The following is a 14,961-nucleotide window of genomic DNA, read 5'->3' as shown; positions in this document are numbered from 1 at the left end:
GATAAGGAAACGTGAGGCGTGAGGCGTGAGGCGTGAGACGTGAATCGTGAGTAGAGATGTCGTTCTCACGACTGACGTCTCACGACTCACGCTTAGCAAACCACCCCCTCACCCACGCCTTCCCCCGTGAAATACTCAGGCGGTTATGACTGGTGAGGTAATGGATCACTTTGTGCTCAAGCCAGTGGTGCAAGGGAACGAGAATAGCGGCCAGGGCGATCATAAAGGCCAGGTCCTTCCAGGGTTCGCCTTCGGTGAGACCATAAATATTTTTCTTAAACAAAAGGAAGATGAATTCAAAGAACATCAGGAACGCAAAAAACCCGATGATCCGTATGGTATTGGCAGAAACCCGGAACATTCCCAACATCACCAACGCCACAAAAAAGATGGCGATTCCAATTGTAATGGCCAGGTACTGGTAACGGTCACGCTGTTGTTTCTTCTCCAGTTTCTCAGCCTGCAATCGCTCTTCACGTTGTTGGGCATCCGCGATCTGCAGTTGTAGCAGATCCTCCTGTTTACCCAGTTGTTCCAATGAATCTTCGAGCGACTTGCTTAATGCGGCATATTGAAGGGCTTCTTTATAATTTCCGGACAACTGACTTGCCGAATCGAGTTTTTCGGCGATACGCTTCTGCCATTCCAGATTGCGTGTTTCTATCGCAATTTGCTGTGCAACCCGAAGGGCATCAATGGCCTCGGGGTATTTCCCGGCCCGAAGGTAATAGGTAGAGTATTGTGTAAAAAATCCCACTTTACCGGCATTGCCCATCACTGCCTCAAATGCAGGACGCGCCAGTTGAAAATGAAAACCCGCCGAATCCAATACCCCCATTTCGGAATAGATGACCCCATAGGCCTGGTCTATGACACTGGAAAAACCCATCCGCTTTAAATAAACCAGCAACTGCTGGTTGTTGCGAAGGAAATCAAGGGCCTCTGCGGGCTTTTTAGAGTCGAGATACAGATTGAGCAATCCAATATAACCGGGTATCCGCATGGCATCAAACTTCAGACTGTCCACAATTTTCAATCCCTCATCATACGAGGAGCGGGCAAGCTCAAACTCTCCCTTGGCGGAAAAAAGACCGGCAATGAAATTAAGATCGTTTACCAGATTGAATTTCTCGCCGCCTTCATTGGTTTGATTTAAAATCTCCTTACCCTGCATGGCATAGTCGAGCGATTTATCATAATCCTTGATCACAAAATAATAATCACGCAACTTGGTATAACATCGTCTTAATAGCGCCAGGTGAGACGATTTCTGCTTGACCTTTTTTGTCCCTTCGGCGATCCGAACGGCGTTGAAATAATTCTTTAACGCCAATAATTTCTCGTCTTTGACCAGGTAGGCATCCCCAAAACTGATAAAACACTCCGCCTCCAAACTGTCTCTTCCTGAATTTCCCACCAACGAAAAAGCCTGTGTGGCAAAATTCAATGCCTTATCCGCATCGGGTATCAGGCACTGTACCGAAGAGAGTCCAAGAAGCGTATAGGCCTGTTCGTCCTCCAGTTTACTTTCCTGTGCCAGCTTCAGGGCTTTTTGATAATACCCAATGGAAGTCTGGATATTCTCTTTTTTACCCGCAACATATGAAAAGCGCAGGCCATTGTACCGATAGGCCTTTACCATGAGTGTCCGGTTACGGGAAAATTCAGCGATCTCAATGGCCTTTTTACCAAAACTATCCGCCTGCTGCGGGTTCACCGACATCAACATCATGGCTATCCTTCCGGTATATTGCACCCGCTCCTGATCTGTAGTTGCTGCCGCAAGCTTACGCTTAAAGCTATCCACCATCGCCATTTGCTGCGACTGGGCCGCGAAGGATAAAAGAAAGAGAACAAGCAGGGGAAGGAGTTTTCTCATGGGGGGTGTTTGTATCGTGAGACGTCAGTCGTGAACCGTGAGTAAGGAAATTTAAGATATTTAAAAATAGTTAATTTTACACCCGAATTTCATCGCCTCACGCCTCACGCCTACTCCCTCCACCTCACACTATTAATCAAATGCAACATATCCTTCTTAAAAAAATCATTGACCACGCTGAGGGAGTCGCTATTGGGGGTGGCGGAAAAGTAGAGGGCGCCGCGTAAAAAATGGCGGGTGCTATCGGTTAAAAAGAACTGATTGGCGGTGGCCGTATTACCCATTAAGGTAAAATAGATCCCTTCAATGCCATTCGGGGTTTTCATCACACTGTCACGGATACCCGATGCCTTATAGGTATGTTGTTTGAAAGACATTTGAAATGCATCGCTCACGAGCGAGTCAAAATCATAGTTACGCACATCCTTATAGCTGATATGGATACGTCCATTATATCCGGGAAAATCCACATTGAGCCACCAGTCATTCTCCGTTTTTTGATCAAAGAACAAACTGTCCTGAATGATCTCACCATATACCGGATACTCAAAAGTGTAGGGGTAACCGGGTCTGTCAAATACCTGGTATTTTTTTTCGGGAAACGCGATCTTGAAATATCCCCGCTTCTTAAAGGAATAGGGACTGTTGCAGGCCCAGAGGACCAGGGAGACAATACCAATGAAATACCAAATCCGGGCTTTTTGCATATGGATCATTCAGTTCGTTGATGTATGGAAATCCTGACTTTTTCAATGCGGTTGCGGGAGGTGTCGAGAACCGTGAAGAGGAAGTCACCCGTAGGCACTGCATCATTGATGGCTGGCAATTCACCAGCAAGTTCCAGTACCAGTCCGGCCAGTGATTCGCTATCCCCCTTCACCTGGTCAAAGGTATCAATCGGCAGTTTCATGGCTCGGCATACATCGGTGATCTTGGTCTTTCCTTCAAATTCGTATGAGCCGTCTTCCAACCGTACAAAACCGGCTTCTTCTTCATCAAACTCATCACGGATATCACCGATCACTTCCTCGAGGATATCTTCGAGCGTAACGATACCGCTGGTTCCGCCAAACTCATCCACCACCACAGCAAAATGTACTTTGCGGGTTTGAAACTCACGCAGCAGGTCGCGGATCAGTTTTGTTTCCGGTACAAAAAAGGGTTGGCGAACAAGAATATGCCAGTCATATCCCGGGTTTTCCGATAAATGTGGAAGGATATCCTTTGTATTGATTACCCCGACCACTTCATCCAGGCTTCCCTTATAAACCGGGAGACGGGAATAATGAAGTTCTTCAATTCGTCGGACCAGGGTAGCGAAATCGGTATTGTATTCGATCCCGCTTACCTCGAGGCGGGTACGCATGATCTGTTTGACGGTGATATTGCCAAATTTGACGATCCCTTTCAGGATATTCTTTTCCTCCACCGTAGCATTCCCATTGGCCGAAACATCGATCGCCTCATCCAGTTGTTGTAAACTGGTGATCTCTGACCGGTTGGCCCCCAAATTGCGGCCAATATTATCGGCCACTTTGACCATACGTACACTCAGCCGCCGGAGAAACAGGTGGATGCCTTCTACAATTAGTACCGACCCATACGCAAAGCGGAGATTGTTTTGGGTGGCCCACACTTTGGGTAATATGGTGGCAAAGAAAATGAGTATCACACCGATGATCGTTACCCGGATAAGCAGTTCCAATAAAATCCCTGCATCAAAATACATCAGGTCGATCCGTCCCAGACTTCCATACGGAAAATATTGCTGAATGATATAACTCATCAGGATGATGATGGTAATATTGGTAAAGGTGCCAGCTAATAAGAGGGAAGTGTAAACCTGTTTGGATTCACTGAGCAACAGGATGATCTTTTTGGCCATCGAATGCTGCTTTGTTTTCAGCATATTGATATCCTTCCGGGTGAGGGAAAAGAAAGCCACTTCTGCGCCAGAGATCACAAAGGAAAGCGCCAGGAGGAGCAGCAGTAGTACAAATAACAGGTTGATACCCTGCGATGATGGATCCATAGATGATACAAAAATATACTATTGAAAGCACTCCTTAAAAGCTGAGGTCATCCGGGGAGGTAGAACCCTGATCACCGGAAAAGCTTTCTCCTTCAGGTGAATGTCCTCCGGCATCGGCACGTTTATCAAGCATGATGAGGTTATCGCCTACCACTTCGGTGGCGAATTTTCGGTTGCCGTCCTTATCGTCCCAACTACGGGTACGCAAACGGCCTTCAATATAAACCAGGCTGCCTTTGTGCAGGTATTTCTGTGCTAATTCAGCCAATCCTCTCCAAAGCACTACAGTATGCCATTCTGTTTGAGAGACCAGCTTTCCAGATCGGTCCTTAAACGTTTCGGTGGTTGCCAACGGGAATTTGGCAACGGCAATATTTCCTTCCAGGGTCTGTACATCCGGATCCTTACCCAGGTTCCCGATCAGCATTACTCTGTTAACACCTCTCATACGCTATCATTTTTTCAAATCAATTCGAGTCAATACGATCTAATGTCTCTTAAAATTAATTTTTTTTATCCGTATTTATCAAATCCGTTGCATTTTGATGCTAACGCCTGTGTGTCCAGTATTTAGCGATCAACCGGGGAAAAGCCAGTTCGGTGATCTTTTTCCGACTTACCCAGACATAGCCTTCGGGCTTTTTGGCTTTTGGCCCCAGTTCAACATCAAAAAAACGGGCATGTATCTTTTGGTGGCTGAGCAATTGTTCATGCCAGGGGGAGATATTAACCGCATGGTATTGACCAGAGGTTAGCAGTCCTAGCCCTTCAGCCTTTTTCAATACGGCTTTTGGTGAGAGCCGGTTGCCTTCGAGCAAAGGAAACTCGTACAGGTTGGCCCAAATGTCCTTCCCGATCCGTTTCCGCAACAGGAAGCGGCCCCGGTTCTCAATCACCAGATAGTCAAACCAGCGGTCTTTAACGGTGGTCTTTTTGGTACGTACGGGCCATTCCTCCACCTTACCTTGTTGATAGGCTTTGCAGGTTCGCTGAAAGGGACAACCGGTGCACAGCGGCGCGGCCGGTTTGCAAACCACCGCACCAAAATCCATGATGGCCTGGTTATATTCACCCGGTGAGCGTGGATCCAATAATTGGTTGGCCAGTTGGGTAAAATATTTTTTGCCTTCCGTGCTATCAGAGGAAAGCGTGATACCAAATACCCGGGCAAGCACCCGAAACACATTGCCATCCACCACAGCATGTGGAAGGTTAAAGGCAAAGGAAGCTATAGCGGCAGCTGTATAAGGCCCCACACCTTTTAGGACAAGAATATCTTCATACCGGGAAGGGAATTGCCCCTTTCTTTCGGTACTGATCAAACGCGCCGTGGCCAGGAGGTTCCTGCAACGACTGTAATAACCCAGACCTTCCCAGAGTTTATAGACGCGTTCATCGGTGGCAGCAGCAAGCTGTTGTATGGTAGGATAGGTGGTGATGAAGCGATTGTAATAATCCCAGCCCTGTTCCACCCTTGTTTGTTGTAATATGATTTCACTTAACCATATTTTGTACGGGTCTTTCTCCCCTTTCCAGGGCATTTGCCGGGTATTTTTTTCCCGGTGCCATTTTAAAAGCCTGAGGGCGAATTGCTTACTTGGTTCCATGGGGAAAGCCTCCTTTTAGGGCGGTTTCGCAATAATAATTGGGGCAATTTACCATACCAAAACGGGTATTTTCAAAAAAAAGTTCATATCCTATTGACAATCACCCAATTTTGGCATATATTGTAAAAAAATAAACTGCTAAATCATTAAACAATGCGTAAAGCCGATTTGGTAAACCAGATTTCCGAAAAGACCGGCATCCCCAAAGTGGATGTATTGGTAACTCTCGAAACGATGTTCAAAGAGATAAAGGACTCGTTGTCAAAGGGAGAGAATATTTACATCCGCGGATTCGGAAGTTTTATCACCAAGAAGAGAGCGGCAAAGATTGGACGTAACATCAAGAAGAACATTGCCGTTCACATCCCCGAACATTACATTCCGGCGTTCAAACCTGCCAAGGAATTCGTGGCCGAGGTGAAAAAGATCACCAATCTGCCCGAAAATGCTGATTCCGACAGGGATGAATTGGCCTGATTTGGTGGTACCTTTGCCGTCTAAATAGCACAACGTGAACAAGTACCAGTGGATCACGGCAGGATCGGCCGTTGCCTTAATCATATTGATCTTTGCTTTTCGGGATGAAACACCCCCCGCAAAAAAACCAGCAGAGGGACAAACCGCGCTTGCATCTTCCCTCTCCATTGACAGCCTGTTAGTACATGCCCGGGAATCACTTACACCCGACCAGATGGACCGGATCCTTTTCCTCGAGAAATCGGTAGGCAGAGGAGATGTTTCTGAGCAAAAACTTCATATCTATCACCAACTCGCTCGTTTCTGGCAGGATACCGGCCGGAACTTCGTGGTTTCCACCTGGTACCGCGCCGAAGCCGCCCGGTTGGAAAATTCCGAAAAAAACCTCACCTTTGCCGCCCATTTGTTGTTGGACAGCCTTCGGGAAGAACCGAATGTCCAGCTCAGAAGATGGGAGGCCCAACAAGCCAAAGAGTTATTTGAAAGAGCATTGAAAATCAATCCGGAAAACGATTCATCGCGTATCGGACTGGGAACGGTCTATCTCTTTGGAGATATTGCCGATAACCCCATGCAGGGTATCCAGATGATCCGTGAGGTCATCGGCCGCGACAGTACCAACGTGTATGGCCAGATGATGCTGGGGTATGGCTCCGCACTATCGGGACAATACGACAAAGCAGCCGACCGTTTTGATAAGGTGCTCGCAATTGACCGCACCAATATGGAAGCCGTATTGATGCTGGTCCGAATCGGAGAAGCCTACGAGAAAGAAGGTAAAAAGACAGAAGCCATTACACAATATGAAAAGGCCCTGCCCCTTCTTCGTGAAGACTGGAAACCGGAATTGAAGAACAGGATCGACCAATTAAAGAATTAACCCGACCTTATTTTATAAATTAATTATTAAAAACATTTTATTATGCCTTGTGGTAAAAAAAGAAAGCGTCATAAGATTGCTACGCACAAAAGGAAGAAAAGACTGAGAAAGAACAGACATAAGAAGAAGAATAAATAGTGTTTGAAGTTTAGCTTCTTATTGCCGATAGTACGTCTACCCCATCAATTTGCCCCGATCTAATCTATCCTATCACTACGTACTCATCGCCAGTTGATCGGCTTTTTCGATCCAAAACAAGTTTGGTATGACTAATTAATGTTCTGCTGTGAACAAAGAACTCATTATTAATGCAGTGCCGCAGGGGGTTGAGATCGCGCTGCTGGAAGAAAAAAAACTGGTCGAGCTTCATAATGAAAAGACGGATGCAAGCTTTGCCGTAGGGGATCTATACCTGGGAAAGGTTAAAAAACTGATCCCGGGATTGAACGCCGCATTTGTGGACGTGGGCTTCGAGAAGGATGCATTTTTGCATTATACCGATCTGAGCCCCTATGCCCGCTCACTGCTCAAATTCACCACCGCCTGCATGAACGACAAATCGGAAGGCATTCTCGACTTTGGAAAGTTCGAGAATGAGACCGAGATCGTCAAAACAGGAAAGATCAATGAAGTACTGGGAGGAAAGCCGCATATCCTGGTACAGATCCTCAAAGAACCCATCGCCGCCAAAGGGCCTCGCCTGAGCTGTGAGATCTCCCTGCCCGGTCGCTTTGTGGTGATCACCCCTTTCAATAATATCGTGGCCGTTTCCCGGAAGATCCATTCCTCCGAAGAAAGAAAAAGGCTCCAGAAGATCGTAGAAGCCATCAAGCCAAAGAACTTTGGCGTGATCGTTCGTACCGCCGCCGAAGGCAAGAACACGGCCGAACTTCATGAAGACCTCTCCAGCCTCGTTGAAACCTGGAAGACCATTCAGCGTAACCTGAAAGGTGCTACCGCACCCAGTAAGATCTTAAGCGAACAGACCAAAACCACTTCCATTCTCCGCGACCTGCTGAACGAAAGCTTCAACCGGATCGTGGTAAATGATAAGAACCTGTACAACGATACCCGTACTTATATCCAGCGTATCGCCCCGGAAAAACAGGATATCGTTTCCTTTTACAATAACGGACAACAGATCTTTGATCATTTCGGGATCACCAAACAGGTAAAAGCAGCTTTTGGCAAGACCGTGAACATGAACAGTGGCGCCTACCTGATCATCGAACATACGGAAGCCCTCCATGTGATCGATGTAAACAGTGGCTACAAAAGCGTAAGCAATAACCAGGAGCAGAACGCACTCGAGACCAACCTCGAAGCCGCCGATGAGATTGCCCGCCAATTGAGACTGCGTGACCTGGGAGGTATCATTGTGGTGGATTTCATTGACATGAAACTCCCCGAAAACAAACGCCGGTTGATGGAAGCCATGGAAGGTTTTATGAAAACCGACCGGGCCAAACATGCGGTACTTCCCATTTCCAAGTTCGGGCTCATGCAGATCACCCGCCAACGGATGAAACCCGAGGTGAATATCAATACGCAGGAAGTCTGCCCCAGCTGTCTCGGTACCGGTAAGATCTCTTCCACCATCATCCTCGAAGATGAAATGGAAAAGAACCTCAATTACCTCTTTACCCATCAACATAACCACCTTACTCTCGTGGTCAGCCCCATCATGTATGCCTATCTGACCAAGGGCTGGCTCTGGAGCATCCGTTCCAAATGGAAACGACGCTTCAAAAAATCATTTACACTCAAAGCCAATACAAATTATCACCTCACCGAGTTTCATTTTTATGATCGGAATGAGGAGGAGATAAAGTTGTGAGGCGTGAGACGTGAGGCGTGAGGCGTGAATAGTGAATGGTGAATAGTGAATAGTGAATAGTGAATAGTGAAAGATATAAAAAAGGGTCAATAGTTTTCACTATTGACCCTTTTGCTTATACATTATTTTTCTCACTATTCACCATTCACTTCTCACGTCTCACGATTCTCACGTCTCACGTCTCTCACGCCTCACGTCTCCCGCCCCTCAATACCCCGGATTCTGCACTACCACCCCATTTGTCGCATCGATCTCGCGTTGGGGAATCGGGAATACCATTTCATTGGCATTGTAAGCAAAACCATCGGCACTGTTTTTCAGGCGGCGAAGATCATGTACAGCCTGCCCTTCATGCGCCAGTTCGAGTTTGCGCTCGAGCAGGATAGCATCCAGTGTAATAGTGGGAGAGGCAATGCCTGCACGGGAACGAGTCTGGTTCAGGTCATTGATCGGTGTATCACCAACGGTAGTACCAAGGCGGAAATTACATTCTGCGCGGGTAAGGTACATTTCTGAAAGCCGGATCACGGGGATCACACGGTATTGTTGTTTCCATTTACCGGTACGGGTACCGCCGGCCCCAACATAAAACAGGTTGAGACGGTCATCACCAGGGGTGTATAAGTCAAGGTGCTTTTGTTGAATGGATACATCTCCATCGCGTCCACCAAAATCAGGAATGGAACAATACAGGTGCATGCTGTTATCACCATCCTGGTCAGACACCTGAATGGCGAAGATATCTTCCGAAGAATTTTCGGTATTGTTAAAGGCATCTGCATAATCGGTAACCAGGGACAGACCGGCATTGGTAGCCGCAGTAATTGCACGGTTGGCCGCATCGCGGGCTCCGGCATAATCGCCTTGTTGTAAATACACACGGGAGAGCAGGGCGGCGGCAGCAGCCTTGGTAGCATACACATCATTCTCTTCGGGCAACAGGTTCTCAGCCTCGGTAAGATCGGTGATGATCTGCGCATAGGTGTTGGCCACCGTGCTACGGGCTACATAGGAGCTGGCATCAATACCACGGGTGGGTGTAAGGATCAGCGGCAGACCGGGATTCGAAGAGGCGTTTCCATCGCTAAAAGGTTTGGCGTAGAATTTTACCAATTCAAAATAAACGGCGGCGCGGATAAACAAGGCCTCACCTTCCACTCTGTCCTGATCGCCTGGGTCCACCACCGCAATCGCGCTGAGGATATTGTTGGCCACATTGATGGTTTTATATCCTTCAATCCAGGTATCACGAACAAAACTATTGGTCGTGATCATCTGCTTGAGCCAGATCTCACGAGGTTCGTTAAATGTTCCTTCCCAACGGATCTCATCATCCGCGGCAAGCAATTCGGCATACAGGGAAACATTACCACCGTAAAGGTCTCCGATACTCAGGGCATCATAGGCCCCATTGAGTACCTTCTTTACGTTCGCATCAGAGTTAAGGGCTACTTCTTCCGCCACACTCTGCTGTGGCAGCAGGTCAAGCTTCTTACCACAGGAAGAAGCGACCAGAGAAGCGATCAGTAGACTATATATTACTTTCTTCATTTTTGCAGGGTTTTAGGGTTAGAATCCAAGGTTGATACCAAAAGTGAGTGATTTGATCTGCGGGGCAGCATAGAAATCGCTACCCTGGTTCCGGTTACCGGCGCGGTAATCCGTATTCACCTCTGGGTCCCAACCGGTGTAATCCGTGATCGTCAGCAGATTGATTCCGGTAACAAATATTCTGGCCGATTGAATCCGGGCTTTCTTCAGTACGGAAGAATTGATGGAATAAGCCAGGGTTACATTTTTCAAGCGTACATAAGAACCACTTTCTACATAACGGCTGGAGGCACCGATACCATTACCCCCTGCCAGGCGAAGCTGGGGAACATCGGTGATATCACCGGGGTTCTGCCAACGGCGCAGTTGATCACGTGTCTGGTTATCAAACCAATCGAAACTGGCCGACATAAAACCACCGGCTCCGTTCAGGATCTGATTGCCAAATACACCTTGCAGCAATACATCGAGTTGTAATCCTTTATAGGAAAAACTATTCGACAAACCGGCGATCCAATCGGGATTGGGGTCACCTACTACGAAATTGCCGGCTGCATCATAGTCGTTTGTCAGCGTCTTGCCATCCTGCTCATAATACAGGGCATCTCCATTAAGCGGATCAGCGCCTGCGAACTTAGGACCATAAAAAACACCGATTCCTTCTCCTACGATCAGGGAGTTGAGGTAACGACCATCATTGCCGGGGATCGAGGTTTGTAAACCATCCAGCTGGGTAATCTTGTTCTTGTTACGGGCAAGGTTCAGACTGGTATTCCATTTGAAAAAACGGCCGTTCACATTGGTGGAATTCAACACGATCTCCACACCTTTGTTTTCCATTGAACCGATGTTCACGGTTTGTGTGGCAAACCCAGATGTGCTGGGAACGGGTACGTTATAGATCAGGTCTTTGGTATTACGTACATAATAATCGATCTCACCGGTTAACCGGTTGTTGAACAAACCAAAGTCAATACCGATATCGGTCTGTGCCGATTTTTCCCAGCGCAGTTCAGGGTTGGCCAGTTGCGTAGGCACCAGTCCGGAGTTACCACCATATTTTGCAGCTCCCCAGAGACCCAGTTGAGAGAAGTCACCAAAACCTGCATCGTTACCGGTCAATCCATAACTGGCACGCAGTTTCAGGAAGCTGATGGCTTTGGAATTGGCCAAGAAATTTTCTTCGCTCAGTATCCAGCCCGCAGAAGCAGCCGGGAAAAAGCCATATTTGTTATCCTTACCAAAGCGGCTGGAACCATCCACACGACCACTTAAAGAAAAGAGATACTTATCATCGATCTTGTAGTTGGCACGCGCAAAGTAAGACAGTACGGAAGATTCAGTAGCGGTAGAAGAACCACCGGTGATACGACCGGCACTGGCAATTTTCTTCAGGGCATCCACCGGAAAATCTTCACCGGTTACCCGGGTGAAATCATTGTTGAATTTCTGGAAGGACATACCCAGGGTGGCATCCAGGTCGTGGTTGCCAATGGCTTTACTATAATTGAAATAGTTGTTGGTGTTGTAGTTCACGGTACGGTACCAGTCAGACTGGCCATAACCATTGGTAGAAGCACCTGCATCGGTACGCGAACCTTTGAATACATCATCATTGGTGGTTTGGATATCCACACCCAATTCAGTACGAAAACTAAACCCTGTAAAGAATTTATAACTCAGGAAACCACTTGCGAGGTTACGATAGGTGGTCGAGGTATAACGGGCATCTTCCAATTCGATCAGACCATTGTAATATGTGGTCACCGGGCGATCGTACAGCTCGCCATTCAAATCACGTACGGGTGTGATTGGCGCCAGGGCCACCAACTGCATGGGGGTGGAGAACTGGTTATCGTCTGTATTCCTGTTAGAGAGCGAGCGGCTCAGACCCAGATTCAGACCCAGTTTAAATTTATCACTTGCATCATGTTCCAGGTTCATCCGGCTGGAGATACGCTGGAAATTATTGCCGATCAGGATACCGGTTTGATCGTTTAAACCGGCGCTGACATAAAAACGTGTTTTATCACTACCACCCGATGCCGTGATGTCGATCATCTTGGTGGTGGCTTTATCATTAAAGGCTTGCTTTTCCCAATTGGTATTTGTTTCCAGGGTACGCCAATCGCTATATCCAGAGTAGCGGGTCAATCTTCTTTCGGCGAACTCCAACCAGGAGCCGGGGTAATCACCGGGGTTATTGATCGGATCATAGCCATCGATCAGATCGCTGTTATAGGCTGCTTCGCGCAGGAGTTCTACATACTCACCGGCATCCAGGAATCCACGGAGATGAGTGGGTTTGTTTACCCCATACTGCATGTTCACGGTCAGGTTGGTTTTTCCTGCCTTACCTTTTTTAGTGGTGATCAGTACTACTCCATTGGCGGCACGAGAACCGTAGATGGCTGCAGCGGAAGCGTCTTTCAGGATCTCGAAAGATTCTACATCATTAAAGTTGATATCTGCCAGGGCGTTTCCGGAGAGGGCGCCTGTGTTGATAGGTACACCATCTACTACATAGAGTGGATCGTTGGCGGCACTGATGGAACCCGCACCACGGATACGCACCTTTACGCCTTCGCCTACCTTACCGTTATTCGCTTCCACGAATACACCGGCAGCACGGCCCTGAAGGGCCTGGTTAAAGTTGGGAACAGGGGTATTCGCCACTTCAGCGCCTTTGATGCGGGCGATATTACCCGTCAGGTCGCGCTTCAGTTTGGTGCCATAACCTACCACCACCACTTCATCGAGTGACTGGTTGGTGCCGGGCGCCAGGCGGACATTAATTGCCCCATTACCCACGTCAACTACCTTTTTGGCAAAACCCACCGAGCTGATCTCAAGGGAATTGGTGTTCTCAGGAACAGAAATGCTGAACGAACCGTCGTTGTCGGTTACTCCTACTACCCTTCCTCCCGCGCTAATGGTCGCACCGGGGACCGGGAAATTTTTCTCATCTGTCACTTTTCCAGTGACGGTTTTTGTTTGGGACCAGGCCATTTGCGCAAAGAGCATCAGCGCCATGACCCAGAGGATCCTTGGTGTTCTCATGTGTATTAACTGTTTTGGTAAAGAATTAGCGGAAAAATAACATATTTCTTTCAGACAGAATTTATCGGGTCATTTGCTGCTTTACCATATAAAAAAAAGCCCCGGTAAAAACCAGGGCTTGCATTATTAACAACACACGAGAAAAAACTATCTCCAGCCGGCGTTGGAAGTGTTAGTTCCGTCGGCATTGGCTACACCACCAAAGGTGTAGAATGGTGCTTTTTCACCAAAGGTCTCCAGCGTCTGACCAGGCAGAGGCCAATGAAGGGGAGTACCTTTTTGCAGGAGGTCTTTCTTCCTCATTTCGAAGAATTGGACACCCATACCGGTGATATAGAGTTCTACATGACGTTCGTGGTGAATGGCTTTTTCAATTTCAGCCAGGTTAGCAGCCACCGGGGTCATATTACCGCGGGTTACGCGGGTACCGGCATTGATGACGGCTGCAGCTCCGGCGAGGTCGCCCGTGTAAGCGCGAGCCTCGGCACGCAGCATATCATTTTCTGCTTTCATGAAATCAGGCACAGGTCCATCACCCAGGGCGTATGCAGCGTCGTAGCGCGCATAGCGGTAATTGGAGAAATGATAGTAACCACGTGCAGCCTGGAACCAGTTCAGGCTCGAATATTCAAAGTCGGTAAAAATACGCTCGTCCTGAGGGTTGGTTGATTCAGGAGGAGTAGGGAAGCTGGAGTTATCATCCCAGTGCTGAGGCTGGGTATTATCCATCAGGTTAACCACATACATATCCACCTTGCCCCAACCGGGGAAAGTGAGGTAGTCACCTGCTTCTGCATACCAGTTTACATAACCATCCTGTTGAATGGTAAAATCGCTGGTAAGACCAGCATCCGCATAGGTTTTTACCTTGTTCCAATCAACGGCCGCCAGTTGCGCTTTATTCCGGGGCATATTGGCCAGGATTCGGGCGGCCCAGGAGTTACAAAGCTTTTTGAACTCAACACTGGAATAGTCACCTGGTGTTCCCAGCCAGGAGGCGGGGATGGTGAAGGTGTTATTGCTGAGCAAAATGGCTTCATCAAGATAGCTAACAGCAGCAGCAGCTACTTCCGCAGGAGTGGAGGCTGTGGCAACAGTGGCATCAGGGATCGTGATATTCTCATCTACGATGAACCCACGGTCAAAGAATAATGCAAGCATACCATAGGCAATTCCTTGGTTAAATTTTGCAAATGCCTTTACCTGGTTATTATCTACCCCGCCGTTTCCGATATCCAACCCGGCATTAATAGCCTTCATAACATTTGAGGCTGTATTAATGGATCTGTACATACGATCGAAAAATTCCTTTGTGGTACCTCGATAGGCGTAATTCGAAGCATTGTTCCAGGCATTACGTGGCTCCCAGCTCATATCCCGCATGGCCTGGTTACCCCAGGAGCAGGTTACGTTATCGGAAGCGGTGGCCAGAAACATAGCGGGGCTATATGTATAGGAGTGTGTGGCAATGTACCAGGTATTGAATAAACCTGAAGCGATGGATTTCACACTCGCAGAATTTGAATATACATCCTCAAATTCAGGCTCGTTGGGGTTCTTACCCACATCGAGTTTCTTACAGCCCTCGAGGATGACAAAGAGGGAGCTGAGGAAGATCAAAGATTTGATTGCTTTCAT

10 protein-coding genes and 1 pseudogene are annotated in these 14,961 nt (G+C 47.7%); 3 read left to right on the top strand and 8 right to left on the bottom strand.

Going from position 1 to position 14,961, the window contains the following annotated elements:
• Positions 1–79: 79 nt before the first annotated feature.
• The 5 genes and pseudogenes from J0M30_03915 to mutY all read right to left on the bottom strand — a co-directional run bounded on the left by J0M30_03915 (position 80) and on the right by mutY (position 5,518).
• Positions 80–1,879, bottom strand: coding sequence for a FlxA-like family protein (locus J0M30_03915; protein ID MBN8666624.1), 1,800 nt, complete (start codon positions 1,877–1,879; stop codon positions 80–82).
• A 110-nt stretch (positions 1,880–1,989) separates the two neighbouring features.
• On the bottom strand, positions 1,990–2,586 hold the full coding sequence (locus J0M30_03910; protein ID MBN8666623.1) for a hypothetical protein: 597 nt from the start codon (positions 2,584–2,586) through the stop codon (positions 1,990–1,992).
• A gap of 5 nt (positions 2,587–2,591) precedes the next feature.
• Positions 2,592–3,911 (bottom strand): gliding motility-associated protein GldE, encoded by a 1,320-nt coding sequence (gldE, locus tag J0M30_03905; protein MBN8666622.1) that lies wholly within the window; start codon positions 3,909–3,911, stop codon positions 2,592–2,594.
• 109 nt (positions 3,912–4,020) lie between these two features.
• Positions 4,021–4,359: pseudogene (gene ssb, locus J0M30_03900) on the bottom strand (single-stranded DNA-binding protein).
• 100 nt (positions 4,360–4,459) lie between these two features.
• Positions 4,460–5,518, bottom strand: a complete 1,059-nt coding sequence (mutY, locus tag J0M30_03895; protein MBN8666621.1) for an A/G-specific adenine glycosylase — start codon at positions 5,516–5,518, stop codon at positions 4,460–4,462.
• A gap of 153 nt (positions 5,519–5,671) precedes the next feature.
• Between mutY and J0M30_03890 the strand changes: the two genes are divergently transcribed.
• From J0M30_03890 to J0M30_03880, 3 genes are all read left to right on the top strand, one after another.
• Entirely contained in the window at positions 5,672–5,995 is a 324-nt protein-coding gene (locus J0M30_03890; protein MBN8666620.1) for an integration host factor subunit beta, read from the top strand.
• Between the two features lie 34 nt (positions 5,996–6,029).
• Positions 6,030–6,875, top strand: a complete 846-nt coding sequence (locus tag J0M30_03885; protein MBN8666619.1) for a tetratricopeptide repeat protein — start codon at positions 6,030–6,032, stop codon at positions 6,873–6,875.
• A gap of 286 nt (positions 6,876–7,161) precedes the next feature.
• Positions 7,162–8,712 carry an Rne/Rng family ribonuclease gene (locus tag J0M30_03880; GenBank protein ID MBN8666618.1) on the top strand — a complete coding sequence of 517 codons (1,551 nt, stop codon included), beginning with the start codon at positions 7,162–7,164 and terminating at the stop codon, positions 8,710–8,712.
• A 207-nt stretch (positions 8,713–8,919) separates the two neighbouring features.
• Here J0M30_03880 and J0M30_03875 read toward each other — a convergent pair whose 3' ends face one another.
• The 3 genes from J0M30_03875 to J0M30_03865 form a co-directional block, all read right to left on the bottom strand.
• The gene (locus J0M30_03875; GenBank protein ID MBN8666617.1) at positions 8,920–10,263 is read right to left on the bottom strand and encodes a RagB/SusD family nutrient uptake outer membrane protein; all 1,344 of its coding nucleotides are present in this window, start codon (positions 10,261–10,263) and stop codon (positions 8,920–8,922) included.
• 18 nt (positions 10,264–10,281) lie between these two features.
• Positions 10,282–13,323, bottom strand: a complete 3,042-nt coding sequence (locus tag J0M30_03870) for a TonB-dependent receptor (protein ID MBN8666616.1) — start codon at positions 13,321–13,323, stop codon at positions 10,282–10,284.
• A gap of 147 nt (positions 13,324–13,470) precedes the next feature.
• Entirely contained in the window at positions 13,471–14,961 is a 1,491-nt protein-coding gene (locus J0M30_03865) for a RagB/SusD family nutrient uptake outer membrane protein (protein ID MBN8666615.1), read from the bottom strand.

This window comes from Chitinophagales bacterium (assembly GCA_017303415.1).
Lineage (GTDB): Bacteria > Bacteroidota > Bacteroidia > Chitinophagales > Chitinophagaceae > SpSt-398.
Note: the sequence above shows the minus strand (reverse complement) of the source record. Positions and strands in the feature narration are given on the sequence as shown.